The sequence below is a fragment of the Gordonia sp. DT218 genome, assembly GCF_049847105.1.
Taxonomy (GTDB): Bacteria; Actinomycetota; Actinomycetes; order Mycobacteriales; family Mycobacteriaceae; genus Gordonia.
Window position 1 is genome coordinate 545454 of record NZ_JBNCNS010000002.1, and the last position, 19333, is coordinate 564786.

Consider the following 19333-nt stretch of genomic DNA (forward strand, 5'->3'; position numbering starts at 1 on the left):
CAAGGGGACGGGGTCGTATGGTTGGGGGGTGTCCGATGCAGCTGTGTCCGAGGCGGCCCCGACGGAGGCCGACGACGGGAGGGCGCCGACCGGCCCCGGCGGCGGGAGAGTGTCACCGCTGCGGCAACGCCTGCTCGATGCCATGGCCAGATGTCTGATGGACCGCGGATATCGGGAGACCACGGTCGCCGATGTGGTGCGGGTCGCCCGTACGTCCCGCCGGTCCTTCTATCAGGAATTCAGTGACAAACAGGCGTGTTTCGTCGACCTGCTGCAGACGACCAACGACGCCATGGTCGCGGCGATCGCCGGCGCAGTCGATCCGGCGGCCGAATGGAGAACGCAGATCCGGCAGGCGGTCGAGGTGTACGTGTCCGTCACCGACGAACATCCGGAGATCGCGTGGAGCTGGATTCGTGAGCTGCCGGCTCTCGGTGAGTCGGCGCGGCGGGTGCAGGTCGAGGCGATGGAGTCATTGATCGATGTACTGGTGCCGTTGACCGACAATCCGCAGATGCGGGCCGCGGGCATCGCCCCGATGACACGCGAGATCGGTGTGATGATCTGGGGTGGCATCCGTGAGCTCGCGGCCTCGGCGCTGGAGGAGAACCGCTCACTCCACACCATCGTCGAGCCGGCGGTCGCCGCGTGTATCGCGTTGGTGGGTGCCAACATCGAGGGTTGATCGGCCACCGAGATCCGTACTATGTTGTCGACGGTGGCGATACGGTTGGAATTGGACGGTCGACGGGCCCTGCTAACGGGGGCCGGGCAGGGCGTGGGCAGAGGGCTGGCGTTGGCCTTCGCCGAGGCGGGAGCCGAGGTGCTGGTGAACGATCTCGGCCGGGAGCGCGCAGATGCCGTCGTCGACGAGATCCGGTCCGCCGGTGGCGTCGCCACCGCGGTCCCGTTCGATGTGACCGATCACCGTGCCGTCGCCGACGCGGTCGCCGCTTCGGGGACGATCGACATCCTGGTGAACAATGCCGGCAATGCGGGTGCGGGCCCGTTCACGGTGGGTCGTCGCTTCCACGAGACCGATCCGGTCGACTGGGAGCCGTTCATCCAGGTCAATCTCTACGGCGTGATGCACTGTACGCATGCGGTGCTGCCGGACATGATCGCTCGTGGCTGGGGTCGCATCATCACCATCGTCTCCGACGCGGCGCGTACCGGCGATCGCAACAGCGCTGTGTACGCGGCGGCGAAGGCCGGCGCGGCAGGGTTCGTGCGTTCGATCGCGATGGAGGGCGGACGCCACGGGATCACGGTGAACAGCATCGCGCTCGGCACCATGCACACCCCGCTCACCGAGGCGCTCTGGGACGACCCGGACTCGCCACGAGCCAAAGCGATACTGCAGAACTACCAGATCCGCCGCCCCGGAACCGCCGACGACCTGGCACACCTCGCGGTTCTCCTTGCCGGCGATCAGGGTTCGTGGATCACCGGGCAGACCATCCCGGTCAACGGCGGGTACTCGTTCGCGCTCTGAGTGCCGGGCGGCCCCGACGATCCGGGCGGGCCGGATTCCGCGATCCGGCGGTAAATACTGTTAGATCAACAGTAAGCGGGCCCGTAATGTGGTCGGCAATACCGACCGGAGTACCTGAGGAGGCGTTCGTGGCCCTCGACGACCTGTCGGTGCCGCCCGATCATCGGCGTCCGGACCGGCGGGGGGCCGTTCGGGTGGTGTCGCGCTCGACGATCTCGTCCACGGAGAATCCTTGGACAGCAACGATTTCGCCGATGTCGAATCCGACGACGTCGCGGCGATCCGGTACACGTCGGGAACCGCCGGACGACCCAAGTGGGTGGTGGTCACCCACCGCGGCATCATCACCAATGCGATGGACATGGGTTCATGGCGCTGCGACCGGCAAGGTCGCGAAGAAGGTGCTGAAGACCCAGGTGCTCGCCGACGTCGATGCCGTGGTCCGGGTGGGCTGGCCGCTACCGCCAGGCGCCGCGGGTGTACTGGTCGGGATACGGCGCGTCCTGACGTGCGAGACCGAGTTCGTGCGCGGCGCGCAACGGCCAGGCGGCCTCACGGATGGCGGCGCGTGCGAGCAACACCGCCGCGATGTCGTCGTCCCCTGCGACCTTCTCGGCCTGGTCCGGCTGCGTGATGAGTCCGACTGCGGCGGTGTCGATTCCCGACTCGCGGTGGACCGAGCGCGCGAACTCCACCTGGTATCCGGGTCCCACCGGGATGTCGGCGTGTACATTGCCGCCGGTCGACACGTCGATCAGGTCCACACCGCGGTCACCGAGCAACCGGGCGAGCCGACCACTGTCGGCGGGGTCCCACCCGCCCTCGGTCCAGTCCGTGGCGGAGATGCGGACAAACAATGGCTTGCCGTCCGGCCACGCCTGCCGGACCGCCTCGACGACCTCGAGCACGATCCGGACGCGATTGTCGAAACTTCCGCCATAGGAGTCGTTGCGCTCGTTGGACAGTGGCGACAAGAACTGATGCAGCAGGTAGCCGTGCGCCGCATGGATCTCGACCACGTCGAAACCGGCGGCATCGGCGCGACGGGCCGCGTTCGCGAACGCCTCCACCACCTCAGCGATCTGGTCGGTGCTCAGCGCGGCCGGCGCTGCGAATCCGTCGAAGGCGATCGGCGACGGCCCGACCGTGGTCCAGCCTCCCTCGGCTGCGGGCACGCTGCCGGACTGTTCGGCGAACGGCGAATACACCGACGCCTTGCGGCCTGCATGCGCGAGTTGGACGCCGACGGTGGCGCCCTGGTCGTGCACGAAATCGGTGATCCGCCGCCACGCCCCGGCCTGTGCGTCGTTCCAGATCCCCGCGTCCTGAGCGCTGATGCGTCCGTCCGGCGTGACCGCCGCCGCTTCGCTCAGGATGAGCCCGAATCCCCCGGTGGCCCGCGCACCCAGGTGCACGAGGTGCCAGTCGGTGGGTACGCCGTCACCGGCGAAACAGCTGTACTGGCACATCGGGGCGAGCCAGATGCGGTTGGGGATCTCGAGATCGCGGATGGTCAGCGGGCGGAAGAGAGTGGGACTGGTGGTCACGTGAGACAAGAACGTCACGACCGGGACGAGAGATTCCCGGATCGCACAAACGGATTGTTCGGTGACTGACGGAGCTGGTCTGACGGGGCAGCGGGTCTGACGGGGCACTGGTCTGACGGGACACTGGTCTGACGGGGCACTGGTCTGACGGGGCACTGGGTCGAAACGCGTGTCGCCGACGCCGCCGAGCGGGGAGAGTGGAGTCATGTCCATCACCGTCACAACCGACGCTTCGATCGGTGTCATCACCCTCGACGATGCCCGCCGCCGTAATCCGCTCTCGACCGACACGATGCGGGCGATCACCGACGCGTTGCGGCAGTTCGATGCGGACCGGGATGTACGGGTGATCATCATCCGAGCACTCGGCCCGGCCTTTTCCGCCGGGCACGATCTCGGTGAACTCGTCGACCGCACCCTCGATGACGAGCGCGCTGCATTCGCGGTGTGCACCGAGCTGATGTCCGCAATCCACACGGTCCGGCAACCGGTGATCGCCGAGGTCGCCGGAATGGCCTTCGCTGCAGGCTGCCAACTGGTCGCCACCTGCGACCTCGCCGTTGCCGGTATGTCGGCGCGGTTCAGCACCCCCGGCGTGCGGATCGGCTTGTTCTGCTCGACGCCGATGGTCGCCCTGACGAGGGCGATCGGACGAAAGCGGGCGATGAAGATGCTGCTCACCGGTGATGCCGTCGACGCGGCCACCGCGGCCGACTGGGGGCTGGTCAACGACGTGGTCGACGACAGCGAACTTCCCGCGGTGGTCAGGGATCTGGCGTTGCGGATTGCTGGATCGAGTGCGTCGACGCTGGCGATCGGAAAGGCGGCGTTCTACCAGCAGGTAGACCTCGGAGAGGACGAGGCCTACCTGCTGATGCAGGAGACCATGGCAACCAACGCGATGACCTGCGACGCCCAGGAAGGGATGTCGGCCTTCCTGGAGAAACGCACACCGGTATGGACGGACTCATGACAACACACGCGCGAGTCGCGGTCAGCTCGTCGTCAGGCGCGCAAACCTAGCCACATGTGCGTCGGCCGAACCGAATTCGTACTCGATCGCGGTGAGCCGGCGGAAGAAGTGGCCGATGGCCAGCTCCTCGGTCATGCCCATGCCCCCGTGCAGCTGGACGGCGTTCTGTCCGATGAAGCGGGCCGCGCGACTGATCGTCACCTTGGCCGCCGACACCGCGGCTGCCCGCTCGGCCGGTGGCGCATCGAGCGTGAGGATCGCGTAATACTGTGCGGCCACGGCCTGTTCGAGCTCGATGTACATGTCGACCATCCGGTGCTGCAGCGCCTGGAAGCTCCCGATCGATGCTCCGAACTGCTGGCGCTGCTTGGCATATTCGACCGTGTCGTCGAGGACCTTCCGCATGGCGCCGACGGCCTCCGAGACAACTGCCGCCGTCGCCTCGTCCCACGCCCGCTCGAGGAGGGGGAGTGCCGCGTCCTCTGGACCGATGAGCGCGTCGGCGTCGAGCCGCAGGTCGGTGAAGGTGAGGTCGGCGGCCCGCCGGTCGTCGATCGTGCGGACCGTCTGCATGGCCACGCCGTCGGGCGCGTCGCCGAGGTCGACGAGGAACATCGACAGACCGTTGCGGTCGCGCACGTCACCGGAGGTCCGCGCCGTGATGATCAGGTGGTCGGCGATCGGTGCGGACGTGACCACTGCCTTGGCGCCGTTGAGGATCCAGCTGTCCCCGGACCGCTCGGCATGGGTGTCGACATGATTGAGCATTCCGCCCGAGCCGTCTTCGATTGCCGCGAGTGCCGAAACGGCCGTCCCGGCGGCGATCTTCGCTGCGACCGCGAGTGCGCGTTCGGCGCCGGTGCGTTCCAGGAGCCGGGCGCCGAGAACGACCGAATCGACGAACGGCTCGATCACGAGTGCGTATCCGAGCGCCTCGGTGACCACCATGAGTTCCTCTGGGCCGCCGTCGTCGCCGCCGACGGATTCGGGGAGGCAGGCGCCGATCACGCCGAGTTCGTCGGCGAAGGAACGCCAGATCTCGGGTTGCCAACCGGCGCCGACCTTGGCCGCATCCCGGCTCGTCGTGAGGTCGTAGCGGGCGGCCAGGAATTTGGCCAGGCCGTCGCGGAGCAGTTGCTGTTCCGGGGTGAGTGTGAAGTCCATGACGTGAATTGCTCCGTTGCTTTCTAACCGAGTCCGAGTGCAGCCTTGGCGAGGATGTTGCGCTGGATCTCGTTGCTACCCGCGTAGATCGATCCCGCACGGTCGTTGAGGTAATGCAGCGGTGCCACCGCCTGCCAGGTCTCCCCGCTGACGTAGCCGTCAGCGGGTACCTCGTATTGTGCGATCGGCCCGCCGGGTACGGCAGCGTGTGGCTGGTAGACCCGTCCGTGTGGACCGGCCGCCTCGAGGTCGAGTTCGGTGATGTGTTGGCTGAGTTCGGTTCCCAGGATCTTCAGCATCGATGCCACCGAACCGGCGTCCCCGCCCGAGCTCATCGCGGCGAGGGCGCGGTACTCGAGCACCTCGAGGACCTTGGCCCGGATCTGTGCGTCGGCGAGTTTTGCAGCGAACGCCGGCTCCTCGATGAGCGGCACCCCGGAGGGCCCGGTCACGGTGGCTGCGCGCTCGGAGATGTGCTCGCACATCACCTGGAGTGCGGGCGCGACGGCGCCACCTCCACGTTCGAAGATGAGCAGGTACTTGGCGACGGTCCAGCCGTCATCGATGGTGCCGAGCACGTTGGCCTTCGGCACTCGTACGCCGTCGAAGAACACCTGGGCCTGGATCTGCTCGCCCGACGCCATCACCAAGGGCTGGATCTCGATACCCGGCGACCGCATGTCGATGAGCACGAAGGTGATGCCCTGCTGCTTGCGCTCCTGCCGCGACGTCCGGACCAGGCAGAAGATCCAGTTGGCCTCCGCGGCGTGGGTGGTCCAGATCTTGCTGCCGGTGACCACCAGGTCGTCGCCATCGCTGACCGCGGCCATGGACAGGGATGCGAGGTCCGAGCCGGCCTCGGGCTCGGAGTAGCCCTGACAGAAGAAGACGCTGCCGTCGAGGATGCCGGGCAGGAAGTGGTCCTTCTGTTCCTGCGTACCGAAGGCCATGATCGCGTGGGAGACCATGCGAATGCCCATGGGGGACAGGGCCGGTGCGCCGGCGAGGACTGACTCCCGGCTGAAGATGTAGTGCTGGGTGAGAGTCCAGTCGCAGCCGCCGTACTCGACGGGCCACGCCGGTGCGGCCCAGCCGTGTTCGTGCAGGATGGCCTGCCAGGCCATGGAAGCCTCGTGATCGGCATACACGCTGGTGCTCAAACGTCCCGCGGCACGCAACTCTGGCGTGAGGTTGGCTTCGAGGAACTCGCGTACCTCGTCGCGGAACGCGATGTCGGCATCCGACCACGTCATGTCCATCGAAGTGTCACCCCTGTCTGCGCTGCACCACTCCGTGGGCTCCGCCTATCAAATATATGTTCTCAGTCGAATGTACGTCAGGGCACCCGCGATAGGAAAGCGGGATGCCCGGACCTCGTGTCGCGACACCAGGTCGGACACGCGATCCGGGCGATGGGTGGGGCGGCGCTCAGGCGACGCGGTTGAAGGGGTCGTGGTCGGCCATGATCTTGTCCATCCGTGCCTCGTCGAGTCGGGCACGGACCGTCGTCTGTTCCTGCCGGTCGCGGACGACCTTCGCGAGCGTGAACGTGCTCGACGTGAGGAACAAGAGGGTGATCGCGAGGAAGCCTCGCTGCCACGGGTCGAGGGGAAGGTAGAGGATGCCGACGATCGCGGTGGCGAGGCTGACTCCGAAGGCGATGGCGGCCTGGGCGTAGAACGCGGCGGTGGTGACGGTTTGGGGGATCTCGTTCGAGGTGCTCATGCCGATCAGATTCCCAGCAGGCGAGCCCGGGCGGATGCGTGAGATTACTCAGGTGGGCTGAGTAATCCCGCTGGAATCGGAGTTTCCGGAATCGTCGGGGCCGCCGGTTTCGGGACCGCCGGACCCGTCCGGCGCCCCGGGTTCATCCGGGGGGTCGGGCTCGGGAGATGCCTCTGCCGGCCTCGGCTGATCCTTGGGCGCCGACGATGCGAGTAGGACATCGACCCAGCGCGTGGAGGGGTCGATGTCGATCAGCAGAGCCTTCGACATCAGGGTGAGCGGCACCGCGAGGATCGCGCCCAGTGGCCCGATCACCCAGGCCCAGAACACCAGCGACAGGAAGGTGAGTGTGGTGGAGAGTCCGACCGCGTCACCGACGAACTTCGGCTGGATCACCGACTGGATCACGATGTTGATCGCGCTGTAGACGACGATCACCAGCAGCATCTGCCCCACGCCGCCGTCGAGCAGGGCGAGCAGGGCAGGCGGGATCACGCCGATGACGAAACCGATGTTGGGGATGTAGTTGGTGATGAACGACAGCAGGCCCCAGAGGATCGGCAGCGGCACCCCGAGCAGCCACAGCGCGCCCGTGTCGAGGACCGCAACGATCAGCCCGAACACTGTGGACACCAGCAGGTAGCTGCGCGTTCCCCGTGCGAAGCTGCTGAAAGCCATTGCGATGTCGGCACGTTGACCGCGCAACACCGCGATCCGCTTGTCGAACGTGATCGCGTCGGCGGCCATGAACAGCAGCACGGTGATCACGAGGATCAACGCCGACGCGACCGAAAGTGTGCCTTCCAGGATGTCGCCGACGTATCCGATCGCTTTGCCCGGATCGATATGCGAGATCATGTTGTGTACTTGTTCCTGGCTCACCCCGTGATCGGTGAGGAACTTCTGGAAGTTGTCGATCAGCTGCTGGAACTTGTCGGAGTACTCCGGCAGGATCGTCGCGAGCCGCGCGATGGAGAAGACCAGGGAACCGAAGAGCACCAACAAGATTCCGTAGACGGCCAGCAGGGTCGCGACGAACGCGAGCCAGGTGGGCACCCCTTTGCGGCGCAGCCACGCGGGGATGGGCTGGACGGCGACGGTGAGCATCAACGCGAGGAAGACCGGGCCGACGAGGCCGGAGACCGCCTTCATCCCTCCGACGGTGACGATCAGCCCGGTGATCGACAGCAGCACGATTGTGCCGCGGGGCATCGACCAACCTCTCGTCTCGTCGGCCTCGGGTTGCTCAACTGTCATTGCCAGCCTCTCGTCGGTCGGGCTGATCCTAACCCCCGGAGCGCCCTGACGGGCGGAGCACGCCGACGCTCAGCGACCCGTCCACCGTGGTGGTCGTTTCGAGACGAAGGCCGTGATGCCCTCGATGGTGTCCTGGCTGACCAGGAGACTGTCGAGGGCAGTCGAGGTCGCGTCGATGGCGTCGATCTCGTCCGGGATCGCCGCTGAGGATTCCATGGCCCGCAGCGATTCGCGCACCGAGGTGGGCGAGCTCGTCAGCACTTCGTCGGCGACCGTCCGAGCCAGCGTCATGACCTCACCGGCGGGCGCGACCCTGCTCACCAGTCCGGCAGCCAGCGCCTCGGTTGCGTCGAGGCGTCGTCCGGTCAGGATCATGTCCCGTGCGAGGGCACCGCCGACCGCAGCGGGGAGCCGGACGAGTCCGCCGGCGACGGCCGCGAGTCCCACCTTGACCTCCGGCAGTCCGAAGGTGGCACGCTCATCGGCGACGACGATGTGACATGCGAGCGCGATCTCGCACCCGCCGCCCAGCGCGTAACCGTTGACCGCAGCGATGACCGGTTTGGGCCGGTGACGCCGCGAGGTGAGGCCGGCAAAACCGTTCTTCGGCACCTCCAGTCCCGCGCCGGATGTCTGTGCGAGGTCGTTGCCCGCGGAGAACGCCTTGTCGCCGGCACCGGTCAGGATGGCAACCCACAGTTCGGGATCGGCGAAGTAGGCGTCGAAGATCGCGTCGAGTTCGGCGTTGGCGGCTGGGTGGAGGGCATTGCGGGCCTCGGGTCGATTGATGGTGACCTCGAGGAGGTGACCATCGCGTCGAATTTCGACGTGGTCGTAGTGCTCGCGAAATGCCGGCGCAGGGGGCGGACGGCGGCGCATCATGGCGGCCCGGCTCGGGTAGACCCGGTTGCCGGTCGCCGACGATCGGACGTAGATGTTCGCACCGACCGGATCGTCGGCCGCGAGGATGTCGAACATCTCCTCGTCGTCTTCCTCGACATTGGCGACGAATCGGGCACCGTCGGAGACCCGCCCGATCACGACGCCCTTGCGTCGGCCGTCCTTGCCGGGGACCACCGTGAAGGTCTCGATGGTCGCGGGGCCGTCGGCGTAGTCGATGGGCCGGACCGTCGGCGAGTTGTCGACTTCTTCCTGGACTCCGGCCGAATCCGCCGGATGCCACGCGGCGGGCCGCGCACTGTAGACGCCGACCGATGTCTTGCTGAGGATGCCGCCGTTGGCGACGACGAGCGCGTAGGTGTCGGGCGTTGTGCGGACCCGGTCCACGGCCTCGGCGATCGCGTGCAGTGAGTAATTGTTACCCGGGCCGCCGAAGAAGGGGAGGCCGCCGGTGAGGGTCAGCCCGCGCGGATCGTCGGCGGCGATCCCGAGCGGGTCGATCACATTGGAGACCGCGATCGGGAAGCAACTGTAGATGTCGATGAAGGACACGTCGTCGAGGCCGACCTCGGCGACCTCGAGGGCGTGGCGGACCGCGGCCGCCGCGCCCGGCCCGGTGCTGAGGTCCGGCCGCTTCATGAGGGTCTGCTCACGAACGTCGGCGTGCCCGTGCAGGAACACCCACCGCGATGGGTCGACACCGAGCGTGCGGGCCTGACCGACCGACAGGATCACCGCTGCGGCGGCCTGATTGACCTGGTCGCGAGCGACCAGCAGACGCGTGAACGGATCCGCCACCACACGGTTGCCGTCGGCGACGGTCACCAGTTCGTCGACGGAGCGCACCGTCGGCGCGGCGGCATGCGGGTTGCCTGCCGCGACCCGCGACAGGGGCGCGAACAACTCGCCCATGGTGCGCCCGTACTCGTCACGGCCGAGACCGAGGCGATGCCTGCGTGCGTTCTCGAGGACGGCATATTGCGACATCGGCGCGATGAGGCCGTGCTTGGCCTCCTGATGGGAGGTGAGGCCCGCGATCGCGTAGCCGCGGTCCTCGAGCTGACCGCCCACCTGTTCCGAGAGGTCGGGGCGCTGGTCTGCGGGGGTGGACGACATGAGATGACGGACGGTCGACATGATCTCGGCGCCGAAGAGAACTGCGGCCGTGGACCGTCCGGCCTCGATCTCGACCGCGAACTCGGTGAGCAGGCTCTGGGGACTCTGACCGCCCGTCACCCCGACGACCGCACGCCGTGGATCCATCCCGATTCGCTTGGCGACCGCGCGCGGCATGTTGTCGGGTCGGCCGAGTGGCGAGGTCGAGAGCGGGCTCGATTCCTCGAAGGTGCGGATACCCACCACCGTGTCGATCTCGGCCGCGATGGACGGCGCCGCGACACCGGAGTCCGTCAGTGCCGCCTCGACCGCGCGGGCCGCGAGGTCGGCTTCGCTCAATCCCTCGTATCCGGTGTCGGTCAGCCGCTCGGAGGCCTGACCGACACCCACGATCACCGGGGTGTTCGGGTCGAGTTCGGACAGGGGGACGGATCGTGGCATCGGATGACCTTCCGGGACAACGTTCGGACGACGGGCCATCTGACCATTGATCGATGGCAGTGTGCTGAATCCATTAATCCACCCGGTGTGGTCGCAGGGCGCACCGACCCCCGAACATGTTCCACTCTGCTGACACCATCGGCATTACAGGCTATCGTTGATTACAAGTAATCATCAGTGCGAAAGCGCTTGACGAGGGAGTCGACATGACCGACACGGAGACCTCTGTGGCCGGCTGGCTGACGGGACGACTTCCCGACGGCCTCTTCACCGGTGCGCCGGAGGTGCGGGTGGACCGTGAGGAGATCACCGTCATCGGCACGATCGGGCCGCCGGACGTCGATGAGAGCGCGGACGCGGCAGCGGTGCGGCAGGCGGAGGCCGGGCGTATCGCCCGATTCCGCGAGTCGACCCGCGATCAACGGATCGAGGTGGCCCGGGAGGCCGAGCACCGGTTCGACCGCAAGGTCGCGTGGGGCGTGCGGTGCGGCGAGACGTCGCAACTGTTCACCCATCTCGCGGTGCCGGTGATGACGAGGCTGCGTCAACCTCAACGCCAGGTCCTGGACACGCTCGTTGCCGCCGGGGTGGCCAGGAGTCGTGCGGACGCCCTGTCGTGGTGCGTGAAACTCGTGGGCCGGCACACGGATTCGTGGCTCGACGAGCTCCGCGCAGCGATGAGCAAGGTGGACGAGATCCGAGACGCCGGACCGGCCGTCGACTGAATTCACCGAAGCTCGATCGCATTCGTCGTAGATGTTGTTGACTTCTGGCGTCTGGGGGGTTGGCTGGAGGCAACGGCCATTGCCTCCAACTGATCGAGAGGAACCACTCATGGGCGAGACACAGAAGCGGCTGCGGCGACAACGTCTGGTTGTGCCGACGATGTGGTTTGCCTACCTGGCGGCTCTGATCGGAACGGTGGCCGCGGCGGTGACCGTGGTTGCGCTGGCGAGCCAGCGCTATGCCGTAGGGGTCGTTTCGGCAGTGGTGACCGTCGTCCTGTTCGGCGCCGCCTATGTGATCTACCGCGTCGATGACCGGGTCGAGCGGCAGCCCGAAGCACAACGCGATGTGGCAAAAGGCCGTCGGGTCAAGTATCGGAGCAGGTATCCACGTCGGAAGTGACCGAGTCGCATCGGGGTGTTCGCGTGAACGGAACATCCCGGACGCGTCGGTCCGCACGGACCGGGTGGTCGGGTTTGGGTCACGCGGCGCGGAAGGGTTCTCGTACCGGTTCTCGGCGACCAGACTGTGCACGCCGATCGACCTGCACCGAGGAAAGGGCCGCCGTGACCGCCACGACCGACCGGGGTTCGTATACAAATTCCGAGCTCGATGAGATCTTCGCTCCCGTCTTCGCACGGATCGCCGCGGAGGCGGTGCAGCGCGAGGCGGGTCGCAGGCCAACCTTCGACGAGGTCGGCTGGTTGAACGAGGTCGGGTTCGGTGCACTTCGGGTGCCGGTCGAGTTCGGTGGCCACGGCGCATCGGTGCGCCAGCTGTTCCGTCTGCTCGTCGACCTGGCCGCTGCCGAATCGAATCTGCCGCAGGCGCTGCGGGTGCATTGGTCGTTCGTCGAGGATCAGCTGCTGTCCGACGACGCGGTCACCCGTGAGCGGTGGCTGCGGGCAGTCGGCGACGGGACGCTGGTGGGCAACGCCATCACCGAACCGGGCGTCGGCGCGATCGATCGCTACCAGACCAGGCTCACCGCCGACGGTGACTCCTGGCGCCTCGACGGCACCAAGTACTACAGCACCGGCAGTCTGTACGCCGACCACATCCTGGTCGCCGCGGATCGGGACGGGGAGCGGGTCTCGGTGCTCGTCGACGGCGGCGCGGAAGGGGTCACCCGGCATGACGACTGGGACGGCTTCGGCCAGCGTCTGACGGGCAGCGGCACAACGGAGTTCGCCGGTGTTGCGATCTCGGCCGATCAGATCCTCGGTCCTGGCTACGGAGTCGAGGGCCGAACCTACGCGACCTCGTATCTCCAATTGGTGCAGCTCGCCGTGCTGGCCGGGATCGCCCAGCGCGCCCTCGACGACACCACCGCCTGGGTGCGTGATCGCACGCGCACCTACACCCATGCGCCCGCCGACCTGCCCCGGCACGATCCGTTGGTGCAGCAGGTGATCGGTCGTCTCTCGTCGGCGGCCTTCACGGCACGCACGCTTGTCCTGGACATCGCCGCGGAGCTCGACGAACTCCTCGACGCAGGCGGACAGGACGACAAGCTCTTGGATCGAGTCGAATTCGATGTCGCCCGCGCGCAGCAGGCGGTGATCTCCACGGTCCTCGACGCGACGACCCAGCTGTTCGAGGTCGGCGGAGCGTCCATCACCTCCGAGTCGCTGGGTCTCGACCGGCACTGGCGCAATGCACGGACCATCTCCGTGCACAATCCCCTGATCTACAAGCTGCAGGCCATCGGCGATCACGTACTCAACGGTGCGGATCTGCCGTATGCGTGGAGCGCCGGCCGCCGTCAGGTGTCGGCTCGACAGGTCGTCAGGTGAGCCATTCCCGCGTGTAGACGTCCTGCCACCGCACGGTGATGTGCTGCCGTGCGGTGGCCGTCGTGTGCCGGCCGAGCGCGGTGACAAGTACGTCGTCCACCACATCCCGGATGTCGTCGGAGCGTGCAGGCAATTCGTCGTGGTACTGAGCGATCAGGCCTATCCGAATGCCGTCGATCACGTCGGTCTCGCCGTCGACCGCCACGAACACGACGAGCCGACCGAGGGTTGATCGGATGCGGATCGACAAGAGCTGCTTGATGATCCGGTCGCTCATCGCCACACCCGGGGTGTCGGTGGTCAGAGTTCGCGCGGGTCGACGCACGCGGCTGAGGTTTCCGGAGATCGCATCGATCAGGCGTTGGACGTCGCCGGTCGGCTCGTCGAGCCGACGACCTGCCTCCACCAGCCAGGCATCGGTCTCGTCGGAGTGCTCGTCGTCGACGTGGAGATCGTTCACGGTTGCGCTCCGTTCCGGTGGTGTTCGGCCTGTTCCGACCCGAGTTGGTGGCGATGAAGGGTGTCGGGCGGAGGGCCGGGGCGCCAAGGGGCCAACCGCGCCGACAGGTATCGACGGCTGCGCTGCAGGTGACCACGGACCGAGCCGGTGCTGATCTGCAACACCCGGGCGATCTCATCGAGGGACAGCCCTTCGGTCTCGCGCAGCCACCAGGCGGCGCGCGACGTCGGGGGGAGGTTGGCCAGCTCGTGCCGGAGGGCATCGACCAGCGACGAGTGCTCGGCCTGCTCGGCAGGTAGGGGAGCGGGATCGGCCAGTTCCACGAATCGCCCCTCGTCGGTCGGCACGTCACGACGGCGCCGATACTGGTCGACTGTGCGGCGATGTGCGATGGCGAACATCCAGGTGCGGAACGAGCTGCGGAAACCGAAGTCGGGCAGGCTCTTCCACGCGTGCAGCAGGGTCTCCTGCGCGAGGTCCTCGGCCGTCTGGGGGTCGCTGACCATGCGGCGCAGATATCGCAGCAGTCCGGGTGAGACCCGGGCGACCAACACGGCGAACGCCTCACGATCACCGACGGCCGCCGCGGCCGCCAGCTCGTCGTCGGACATCTCGCTCAACCACAGGGGTGCGACGGCGCTCCGTGGGCGGCCAAGGGCCGTGACGTCCCCGCCGTTCACCCCGCGTGCCGTCGCTGCGGCGGTGTGATCGGCGTCACCCGAATCCATGCGTGCACTTTCGGTGTCCACTGCGACTGACTCTATACACGGGTCGCAAGGATCTGTTCAGAAGAGTGAAGGAGATCGTATGTCGGATACGACCGATCGTCCGCAGGCCGCCACCGCCGAATCCGTATCGACGGGTGTCGCGTCGGGACCGTCCGGCAAGAGCCTGGCGCTGGCCAAGAACGACTCATCACTGGTCGGCGAACGGGGCAAGACTGCCATTTCCGACATCGTGGTGGCCAAGATCGCCGGGATCGCGACCCGCGAGATCGACGGCGTGCACGACGTCGGCGGCGCGACCGAGCGCGTCGTGGGGAAAGTGCGCGACGTACTCCCGGGAACGACCACGAGCACCACTCAGGGCATCAACGTGGAGGTCGGTGAACTCCAGGCCGCGGTCGACGTGTCGATCGTCGCCGATTACGGGGTCGCCATCCATCAGCTGGCCGCAGCCATCCGCCGCAACGTCATTGCGGCCATCGAGCAGATGACGGGCCTCGAGGTGACCGAGGTGAACGTCACCGTCCACGACATCCACTTCGGCGACGACGACGAATCCGTCGACGAGGAACCGCGCGTGCAGTGATGTCCGACGCCGTGACCACCGCTTCGACGAGGGTCAGGGAGGTCGCCGACGCGGTGACCGCCGTCCCCGGCGTCACCGGTCTGTACGGCGGAGTGTTCGGCGAGATCGCCACCTACCTGCCCGGCGGCCGCGTGAGCGGGGTGGTCGTCGGCGACCATTCTGTGCACGTCCATGTCGTCGTCGACATGGACCACGACCTCCGGGGTGTCGCCGATGGGGTCCGCGAGCGCGTCGAGGAGCTCACCGGCCTCCCGGTCACCGTCACCGTCGAGGACATCAGTGTTCAGATCGACCGCATCGGAGCGGACTCCGCCGCGGGATCCACCACAGACGATTGAGGATGGAAAGCACATGACCAACAACGCGACAATCGGTCTGATCGCCGGTCTGCTCCTCGCCATAGCGGCGACCACGGGCGGATTCGGCGGCTTCGTGCTCGCACTGGTCCTCGGTGCGGTCGGCCTGGCGATCGGGCTGCAGCGCGACGGGGTGGTGGATCTGGGCGCGCTGCTGCGGAGTCGTAACCGTGGCTGAGACGATCGCCACCGATCCCGGCTCGCTCAGCATCGCCGATCGCGTCGGTGAGAAGATCGCTGTGCGTGCCGCTCTCGACGTCGACGGAGTGGTCCGCCATCAGACCTCGCTCGGTTCGATGCTGTCCGGCGCCACCCCGGGGCGAGCCGTTGCAGGCGGCGACTACCCGCAGGCGGCGATCGACATGTCGATGACCGCGCCGTGGGTTCGCCTGACCATCGCCGTCCGATGGCCGTGCCGGTTGACCGAGGTCTGCCGGGAGGTCCGCGGTGCCACCGCCGATGAACTGGCCAGACTGACCGGTGTGCGGCCCGCGCGGGTGGATGTGACGGTCGCGGCGGTGTTGTCGGGACCGGCCCTCACCACCGACCGCCCGGGCCCCGGTTTCGTCGAGCTGCCGACGCCTGCACCGGAAGCCGGCCCCGACCACGGGGAGGTCCGGTCATGACCGCCTCCACGACCGCCGGTGCCGACCGGTCAACCGCGGCCAGGACGGCAGACACCCATGACGCCAAGGTCTTTGCGCCGGCTGCCAATCCGGCCGCCGCGATCGTCGGCTGTGTGATCGGTCTGCTGCTGCTGGGCGTCGTGGCGATGGCCATCCGCGATCTGCTGGTCCACATCGGCTGGTTGTCGGGTTCGGAATGGACGCGTGACGTGGCGGTCCGGGTGGCCGACCTCCGTTGGTCGAACTGGATGTGGCCGGTGGCCGTCGCCTTGATCGTGATCGGTGCCGCGATGATCTGGCTCGCCGGGAAACCACGCCGCCGGACGCACCTGAGTCTCAAGGGTTATGAGGTCATGTGGACCCGCCGTGGTGACCTCGCCCGCCGGTGCAGTACCGCGGTATCCGGCCTCCCCGGCGTCGACCATGCGACGACGGTGGTCGGCCGTCGAACCGTGAAGGTCCGGGTCACCGTGACCGGTGCGGCAGACCTCGAGGACATCGATCGTGTCGTCGGCGACGTGCTGGCGGGCATCGATGCGCCGTTGCGTGCGACGGTGAAGCCGGTCGGCCGACGGAGCGGTGATCGGGCATGAATCGCGGACCCGCCGCGTGGCATCGACTGACCGTGGGACTGTTCGGCCTGCTGTTCCTCGTGGTGGGGCTCGGTGCCATTCTGTGGCGCACGGATGTCGTCCCCGTGCGAGACCGGATCGAGCAGATCGACCAGGGATGGGTGGCGCGGCTCGCGGACACCGGGTGGTGGCCGGTTGTCCTGATCGGGGTGGCCCTGATCGCGGTGATCTGGGGCTGGCGACTGATCGCGGCGACGATCCGGCCCGGGAAGGTCGATGACCTCGTCCTCGAGGGCTCCGACCAGAGCGGCACTCTGACCGTGGCGCCGAAACTGATCGCCGGCGCCGTTGCCGACGAGCTGGCATCGGACCCCAGGGTTGACCGCGTGGTGGCGAAGGCGACGGACGATCGCGGTCGCAAGATCATCCGGCTGACGGTGACCGCGACGCCGACGCACAGCTATGCCGAGATCGCGGGCTCGGTGGGCGGGGCCGTCGAGGACATCCGAGAGGCGCTGGACGGAGCCGACATCCACGTTCAGGCGCTTGTACACCTGGAGCCGCGGGCGACCTGATCGGGCGTCTCGGGGCGACTTGTTACCGTGGTCGGGTGACACGGATGGAGCCCGCCGACTCCCGCACGTACTGGCTGTCGGCCGCGATCCCCAACGATCAGTTCCTGCTGTATTGCTTTGCCGATCAGCAGGTTTCGATGGCCGATCTCGCTGAGCGATTGCGCCGTCGGGCGGGCGGCGTGGCGGATCTGGGTCTTCGGGTGTGCGACGTCCCGTTGTCGCTGGACCATCCCCTTTGGGTGCATCGGCCGGTGACAGCCGATCAGGTCGTCGTTCATACCGGCATCGACGCCTGGTCGCAATGCCTCGACCGCGTCGGGGAGCTGACCGCCGACCAACTCGTCGCCTCCCGGACCTGTTGGCGGCTACATCTTCTCGGTCCGATCGCGGACACACCACGAGGCCCCGGCGTGGTCGCGGTACTCCAGATCACCCACTCGCTCGGTGACGGCCGCCGCACCTCGCAGATCGCCCGTGACCTGTTCGGCGAGCACGACCTGCGTGCGGCCGCCGGCGCTCCGGCGGACGGGCTCCCATCCATCCTCGCCGGGCCGGCTGCGGCCGCCCGGGGAGCGCTCGCGACACCCGTCCGGGTCGGCCGGATGCTGTGGCGCGGTCTCGAAGCCTTCCGCGCGGTCGGCGACCGCCCGCCGTCGGAGAGGCCCGGATATGCGCTGACGGCGCTCAACAGACCTCCGGGCGCGCAGCGGAGTTTACGGGTGATCGTGGGGGACCGGACCATGTTGCCCGCCGACCACACCGTGACCGTCGGTGCGCTGACGGTCATCTCGATCGCGCTCGGGGAGTACCTGGGCGTAGCCGCCGACCCGATAGGTGCCGAACTGACCATCGGGCGCGGCCGTCAGGCGAAGGCGCGTAACAACTTTCGCAATGCCGGGATCGACCTCCACCTCGAGATGGCCGACCCGGCTGGGCGTGCACGATGCATCGCGGACGAGATCGCTCGCGCCGCCGATGCCGACGATGAACCCGCCCGGGTGGCCGAGAGGCGGGCGTCGGATGCTGCGCCGGCCATCCTCGCGCACTGGGGGACAAGGCTGTTCGACGCGGATACCCCGCCGGAGAGAGTCACCGGCGTGACCGTGGTGTCGTCGGTGTACCGTGGCGCCGCCGACCTCACCCTCGGCGGTGGGCCGGTCCTGTTCACCACCGGATTCCCTGCCTTGTCGCCGGCGCAGGGGCTCACCCACGGAGTCCATGGTATCGGGGACGCGATCGCGATCTCGGTGACCACGAGCCCGGCGGTCATGCCCGACGTGGAACGCTACGTCGATCTGCTTGCCGCAGCGTTGGCGCGTGTCGGCACGATCGACGGTCCTCAGGATTCGGCCGGGCCACCCGATTCGCCGGAGCCCGACCGCGGATAGCCGTTGCGTTCGGAACCGTCGGTGACCGATGGCGCGCCCGACGAATGTCCGGAACCACCCTTGGCACCGCGGGTGAGCCTTTTCGGCAACCGGTCGGCGAGCCCGCCGAGCGGCGCCACCGTCTGATTGAGCAGGTCGACGGTCTCGGCGAGCTCGTGCACCGTGTCCTGCATGGCGAGCAGATTGGGGGCGAGTTGTCCGATCACCTCGGTCAGCTCGGTGATCCGGTCCAGCGGGCCGTCGGGTGCGATGGCCCGCTCCACCGCTCCGTTCTCTCCGACGAGTTGATCGAGCAATCCGCCGTCCTCGGCCATCCGGTCCAGGACACCTCCCGACACGGTCACCTTCTCCAGGACGCCGTCCGGGGAGGTGAGCTTGTCGACGATGCCGCCCTCGGAGGTGAGGCGCTCGAGGATGCCCTCGCTCTCGGTGAACTGATCGACCACGCCACCCGCTCGGGTGAGCCGGTCGAGCGGGCCGTCCTTTGCGGTGAGGCGCACCAGGATGCCGCCGTCCTCGGCCATCTGGTCCAATAGCCCGCCGCTGGTCGTCAGCTTCTCGAGGAGGCCGTCGGGAGCGGTCAGGCGGTCGATCACGCCGTCCGGGTTGAGGAGACGTTCGAGCGGGCCGCCCGCGGCCAGAATCCGGCCGAAGGGCCGGTCCGGGCCGAGCAACTCGGCGAGCTGGTTCAGGAGGGCGATGGGGGTGCGGGCGCTGCCGACTTCGTCACCGGAGAGGCCGAGCGCGACATTCACCTCGTGCTGAACGCTGCTCGCGGTGATGCGTGCGATGGCGACCGCCGATTCGGCGGCGGTCAGCACCACTCCGGTGACCGCGAAACCGAGGCGAAACGGCAGTTCGACGACACTGCGGGTGTCGACGCTGTTCGAGTCCATGTGCTGACC

General features: G+C 67.7%; 22 protein-coding genes and 1 pseudogene. 14 read left to right on the forward strand and 9 right to left on the reverse strand.

Annotation, left to right across the window (positions count from 1 at the left end; all coding sequences use genetic code 11):
• Positions 1–28: 28 nt before the first annotated feature.
• The 3 genes and pseudogenes from ACPXCG_RS09315 to ACPXCG_RS09325 form a co-directional block, all read left to right on the forward strand.
• Positions 29–685: a TetR/AcrR family transcriptional regulator gene (locus tag ACPXCG_RS09315; RefSeq protein ID WP_425791329.1), complete on the forward strand. Its 657-nt coding sequence runs from the start codon at positions 29–31 to the stop codon at positions 683–685.
• Positions 686–718: 33 nt separating this feature from the next.
• A complete protein-coding gene (locus tag ACPXCG_RS09320) occupies positions 719–1495 on the forward strand; it encodes an SDR family NAD(P)-dependent oxidoreductase (RefSeq protein ID WP_425791331.1) in 777 nt (258 codons plus the stop codon).
• Between the two features lie 232 nt (positions 1496–1727).
• Positions 1728–1856 (forward strand): annotated as a pseudogene (locus ACPXCG_RS09325) (AMP-binding protein); the annotation flags it as partial.
• 97 nt (positions 1857–1953) lie between these two features.
• On the opposite strand, the gene ACPXCG_RS09330 reads toward ACPXCG_RS09325, so the two are convergent.
• Positions 1954–3060, reverse strand: a complete 1107-nt coding sequence (locus tag ACPXCG_RS09330) for an NADH:flavin oxidoreductase/NADH oxidase (RefSeq protein ID WP_425791333.1) — start codon at positions 3058–3060, stop codon at positions 1954–1956.
• Positions 3061–3247: 187 nt separating this feature from the next.
• Between ACPXCG_RS09330 and ACPXCG_RS09335 the strand changes: the two genes are divergently transcribed.
• On the forward strand, positions 3248–4015 hold the full coding sequence (locus ACPXCG_RS09335; protein WP_425791335.1) for an enoyl-CoA hydratase: 768 nt from the start codon (positions 3248–3250) through the stop codon (positions 4013–4015).
• Between the two features lie 21 nt (positions 4016–4036).
• On the opposite strand, the gene ACPXCG_RS09340 is transcribed toward ACPXCG_RS09335, so the two are convergent.
• The 5 genes from ACPXCG_RS09340 to ACPXCG_RS09360 all read right to left on the reverse strand — a co-directional run bounded on the left by ACPXCG_RS09340 (position 4037) and on the right by ACPXCG_RS09360 (position 10618).
• Positions 4037–5179, reverse strand: a complete 1143-nt coding sequence (locus ACPXCG_RS09340) for an acyl-CoA dehydrogenase family protein (RefSeq protein WP_425791336.1) — start codon at positions 5177–5179, stop codon at positions 4037–4039.
• A 23-nt stretch (positions 5180–5202) separates the two neighbouring features.
• Positions 5203–6438, reverse strand: coding sequence for an acyl-CoA dehydrogenase family protein (locus tag ACPXCG_RS09345; protein ID WP_425791338.1), 1236 nt, complete (start codon positions 6436–6438; stop codon positions 5203–5205).
• 169 nt (positions 6439–6607) lie between these two features.
• Positions 6608–6904: a YiaA/YiaB family inner membrane protein gene (locus tag ACPXCG_RS09350; protein WP_164308965.1), complete on the reverse strand. Its 297-nt coding sequence runs from the start codon at positions 6902–6904 to the stop codon at positions 6608–6610.
• Between the two features lie 48 nt (positions 6905–6952).
• A complete protein-coding gene (locus ACPXCG_RS09355; protein WP_425791340.1) occupies positions 6953–8116 on the reverse strand; it encodes an AI-2E family transporter in 1164 nt (387 codons plus the stop codon).
• 114 nt (positions 8117–8230) lie between these two features.
• Complete coding sequence (locus ACPXCG_RS09360; RefSeq protein WP_425791342.1) at positions 8231–10618, reverse strand: acetyl-CoA acetyltransferase; 2388 nt, start codon at positions 10616–10618, stop codon at positions 8231–8233.
• A 206-nt stretch (positions 10619–10824) separates the two neighbouring features.
• Here ACPXCG_RS09360 and ACPXCG_RS09365 point away from each other — a divergent pair, with 206 nt between their 5' ends.
• The 3 genes from ACPXCG_RS09365 to ACPXCG_RS09375 all read left to right on the forward strand — a co-directional run bounded on the left by ACPXCG_RS09365 (position 10825) and on the right by ACPXCG_RS09375 (position 13140).
• Positions 10825–11343, forward strand: a complete 519-nt coding sequence (locus ACPXCG_RS09365) for a hypothetical protein (RefSeq protein ID WP_425791344.1) — start codon at positions 10825–10827, stop codon at positions 11341–11343.
• 109 nt (positions 11344–11452) lie between these two features.
• The gene (locus tag ACPXCG_RS09370) at positions 11453–11746 is read left to right on the forward strand and encodes a hypothetical protein (RefSeq protein WP_425791346.1); all 294 of its coding nucleotides are present in this window, start codon (positions 11453–11455) and stop codon (positions 11744–11746) included.
• A 164-nt stretch (positions 11747–11910) separates the two neighbouring features.
• Positions 11911–13140 carry an acyl-CoA dehydrogenase family protein gene (locus tag ACPXCG_RS09375; RefSeq protein WP_425791348.1) on the forward strand — a complete coding sequence of 410 codons (1230 nt, stop codon included), beginning with the start codon at positions 11911–11913 and terminating at the stop codon, positions 13138–13140.
• On the opposite strand, the gene ACPXCG_RS09380 is transcribed toward ACPXCG_RS09375, so the two are convergent.
• Together ACPXCG_RS09380 and ACPXCG_RS09385 are read right to left on the reverse strand one after the other, a co-directional pair.
• Entirely contained in the window at positions 13133–13600 is a 468-nt protein-coding gene (locus tag ACPXCG_RS09380) for a hypothetical protein (protein ID WP_425791350.1), read from the reverse strand. The genes ACPXCG_RS09375 and ACPXCG_RS09380 overlap by 8 nt on opposite strands.
• Positions 13597–14211, reverse strand: coding sequence for an RNA polymerase sigma factor (locus ACPXCG_RS09385; RefSeq protein WP_425792087.1), 615 nt, complete (start codon positions 14209–14211; stop codon positions 13597–13599). The genes ACPXCG_RS09380 and ACPXCG_RS09385 overlap by 4 nt, the downstream gene beginning before the upstream one ends.
• A gap of 196 nt (positions 14212–14407) precedes the next feature.
• Here ACPXCG_RS09385 and ACPXCG_RS09390 point away from each other — a divergent pair, with 196 nt between their 5' ends.
• From ACPXCG_RS09390 to ACPXCG_RS09420, 7 genes are read left to right on the forward strand one after another with little or no spacing between them, the layout of a single operon-like run.
• A complete protein-coding gene (locus ACPXCG_RS09390) occupies positions 14408–14911 on the forward strand; it encodes an Asp23/Gls24 family envelope stress response protein (RefSeq protein WP_425791352.1) in 504 nt (167 codons plus the stop codon).
• Entirely contained in the window at positions 14911–15249 is a 339-nt protein-coding gene (locus ACPXCG_RS09395; RefSeq protein ID WP_425791354.1) for a hypothetical protein, read from the forward strand. The genes ACPXCG_RS09390 and ACPXCG_RS09395 overlap by 1 nt, the downstream gene beginning before the upstream one ends.
• A gap of 13 nt (positions 15250–15262) precedes the next feature.
• Positions 15263–15445: a DUF2273 domain-containing protein gene (locus ACPXCG_RS09400; RefSeq protein ID WP_425791356.1), complete on the forward strand. Its 183-nt coding sequence runs from the start codon at positions 15263–15265 to the stop codon at positions 15443–15445.
• The gene (locus ACPXCG_RS09405; RefSeq protein WP_425791358.1) at positions 15438–15893 is read left to right on the forward strand and encodes an Asp23/Gls24 family envelope stress response protein; all 456 of its coding nucleotides are present in this window, start codon (positions 15438–15440) and stop codon (positions 15891–15893) included. Before ACPXCG_RS09400 ends, ACPXCG_RS09405 begins: the two co-directional genes overlap by 8 nt.
• The gene (locus tag ACPXCG_RS09410) at positions 15890–16486 is read left to right on the forward strand and encodes a DUF6286 domain-containing protein (protein ID WP_425791360.1); all 597 of its coding nucleotides are present in this window, start codon (positions 15890–15892) and stop codon (positions 16484–16486) included. The genes ACPXCG_RS09405 and ACPXCG_RS09410 overlap by 4 nt, the downstream gene beginning before the upstream one ends.
• A complete protein-coding gene (locus ACPXCG_RS09415; RefSeq protein ID WP_425791362.1) occupies positions 16483–17040 on the forward strand; it encodes a hypothetical protein in 558 nt (185 codons plus the stop codon). The genes ACPXCG_RS09410 and ACPXCG_RS09415 overlap by 4 nt, the downstream gene beginning before the upstream one ends.
• Before the next feature lie 44 nt (positions 17041–17084).
• A complete protein-coding gene (locus ACPXCG_RS09420; protein WP_425792088.1) occupies positions 17085–18428 on the forward strand; it encodes a WS/DGAT domain-containing protein in 1344 nt (447 codons plus the stop codon).
• On the opposite strand, the gene ACPXCG_RS09425 is transcribed toward ACPXCG_RS09420, so the two are convergent.
• The gene (locus tag ACPXCG_RS09425) at positions 18380–19324 is read right to left on the reverse strand and encodes a hypothetical protein (protein WP_425791364.1); all 945 of its coding nucleotides are present in this window, start codon (positions 19322–19324) and stop codon (positions 18380–18382) included. The two genes, ACPXCG_RS09420 and ACPXCG_RS09425, sit on opposite strands and share 49 nt — an antisense overlap.
• Positions 19325–19333: the final 9 nt, after the last annotated feature.

What these genes read in the sequence shown, in the direction of transcription:
- ACPXCG_RS09340 (WP_425791336.1), bottom strand. Translation starts at nt 5,179, where the DNA reads ATGGACTTCACACTCACCCCGGAACAGCAACTGCTCCGCGACGGCCTG.
- ACPXCG_RS09395 (WP_425791354.1), top strand. Translation starts at nt 14,911, where the DNA reads ATGTCCGACGCCGTGACCACCGCTTCGACGAGGGTCAGGGAGGTCGCC.
- ACPXCG_RS09355 (WP_425791340.1), bottom strand. Translation starts at nt 8,116, where the DNA reads ATGCCCCGCGGCACAATCGTGCTGCTGTCGATCACCGGGCTGATCGTC.
- ACPXCG_RS09390 (WP_425791352.1), top strand. Translation starts at nt 14,408, where the DNA reads ATGTCGGATACGACCGATCGTCCGCAGGCCGCCACCGCCGAATCCGTA.
- ACPXCG_RS09370 (WP_425791346.1), top strand. Translation starts at nt 11,453, where the DNA reads ATGGGCGAGACACAGAAGCGGCTGCGGCGACAACGTCTGGTTGTGCCG.
- ACPXCG_RS09345 (WP_425791338.1), bottom strand. Translation starts at nt 6,438, where the DNA reads ATGGACATGACGTGGTCGGATGCCGACATCGCGTTCCGCGACGAGGTA.
- ACPXCG_RS09415 (WP_425791362.1), top strand. Translation starts at nt 16,483, where the DNA reads ATGAATCGCGGACCCGCCGCGTGGCATCGACTGACCGTGGGACTGTTC.
- ACPXCG_RS09335 (WP_425791335.1), top strand. Translation starts at nt 3,248, where the DNA reads ATGTCCATCACCGTCACAACCGACGCTTCGATCGGTGTCATCACCCTC.
- ACPXCG_RS09360 (WP_425791342.1), bottom strand. Translation starts at nt 10,618, where the DNA reads ATGCCACGATCCGTCCCCCTGTCCGAACTCGACCCGAACACCCCGGTG.
- ACPXCG_RS09350 (WP_164308965.1), bottom strand. Translation starts at nt 6,904, where the DNA reads ATGAGCACCTCGAACGAGATCCCCCAAACCGTCACCACCGCCGCGTTC.
- ACPXCG_RS09385 (WP_425792087.1), bottom strand. Translation starts at nt 14,211, where the DNA reads ATGTCCGACGACGAGCTGGCGGCCGCGGCGGCCGTCGGTGATCGTGAG.
- ACPXCG_RS09365 (WP_425791344.1), top strand. Translation starts at nt 10,825, where the DNA reads ATGACCGACACGGAGACCTCTGTGGCCGGCTGGCTGACGGGACGACTT.
- ACPXCG_RS09420 (WP_425792088.1), top strand. Translation starts at nt 17,085, where the DNA reads ATGGAGCCCGCCGACTCCCGCACGTACTGGCTGTCGGCCGCGATCCCC.
- ACPXCG_RS09400 (WP_425791356.1), top strand. Translation starts at nt 15,263, where the DNA reads ATGACCAACAACGCGACAATCGGTCTGATCGCCGGTCTGCTCCTCGCC.
- ACPXCG_RS09425 (WP_425791364.1), bottom strand. Translation starts at nt 19,324, where the DNA reads ATGGACTCGAACAGCGTCGACACCCGCAGTGTCGTCGAACTGCCGTTT.
- ACPXCG_RS09410 (WP_425791360.1), top strand. Translation starts at nt 15,890, where the DNA reads ATGACCGCCTCCACGACCGCCGGTGCCGACCGGTCAACCGCGGCCAGG.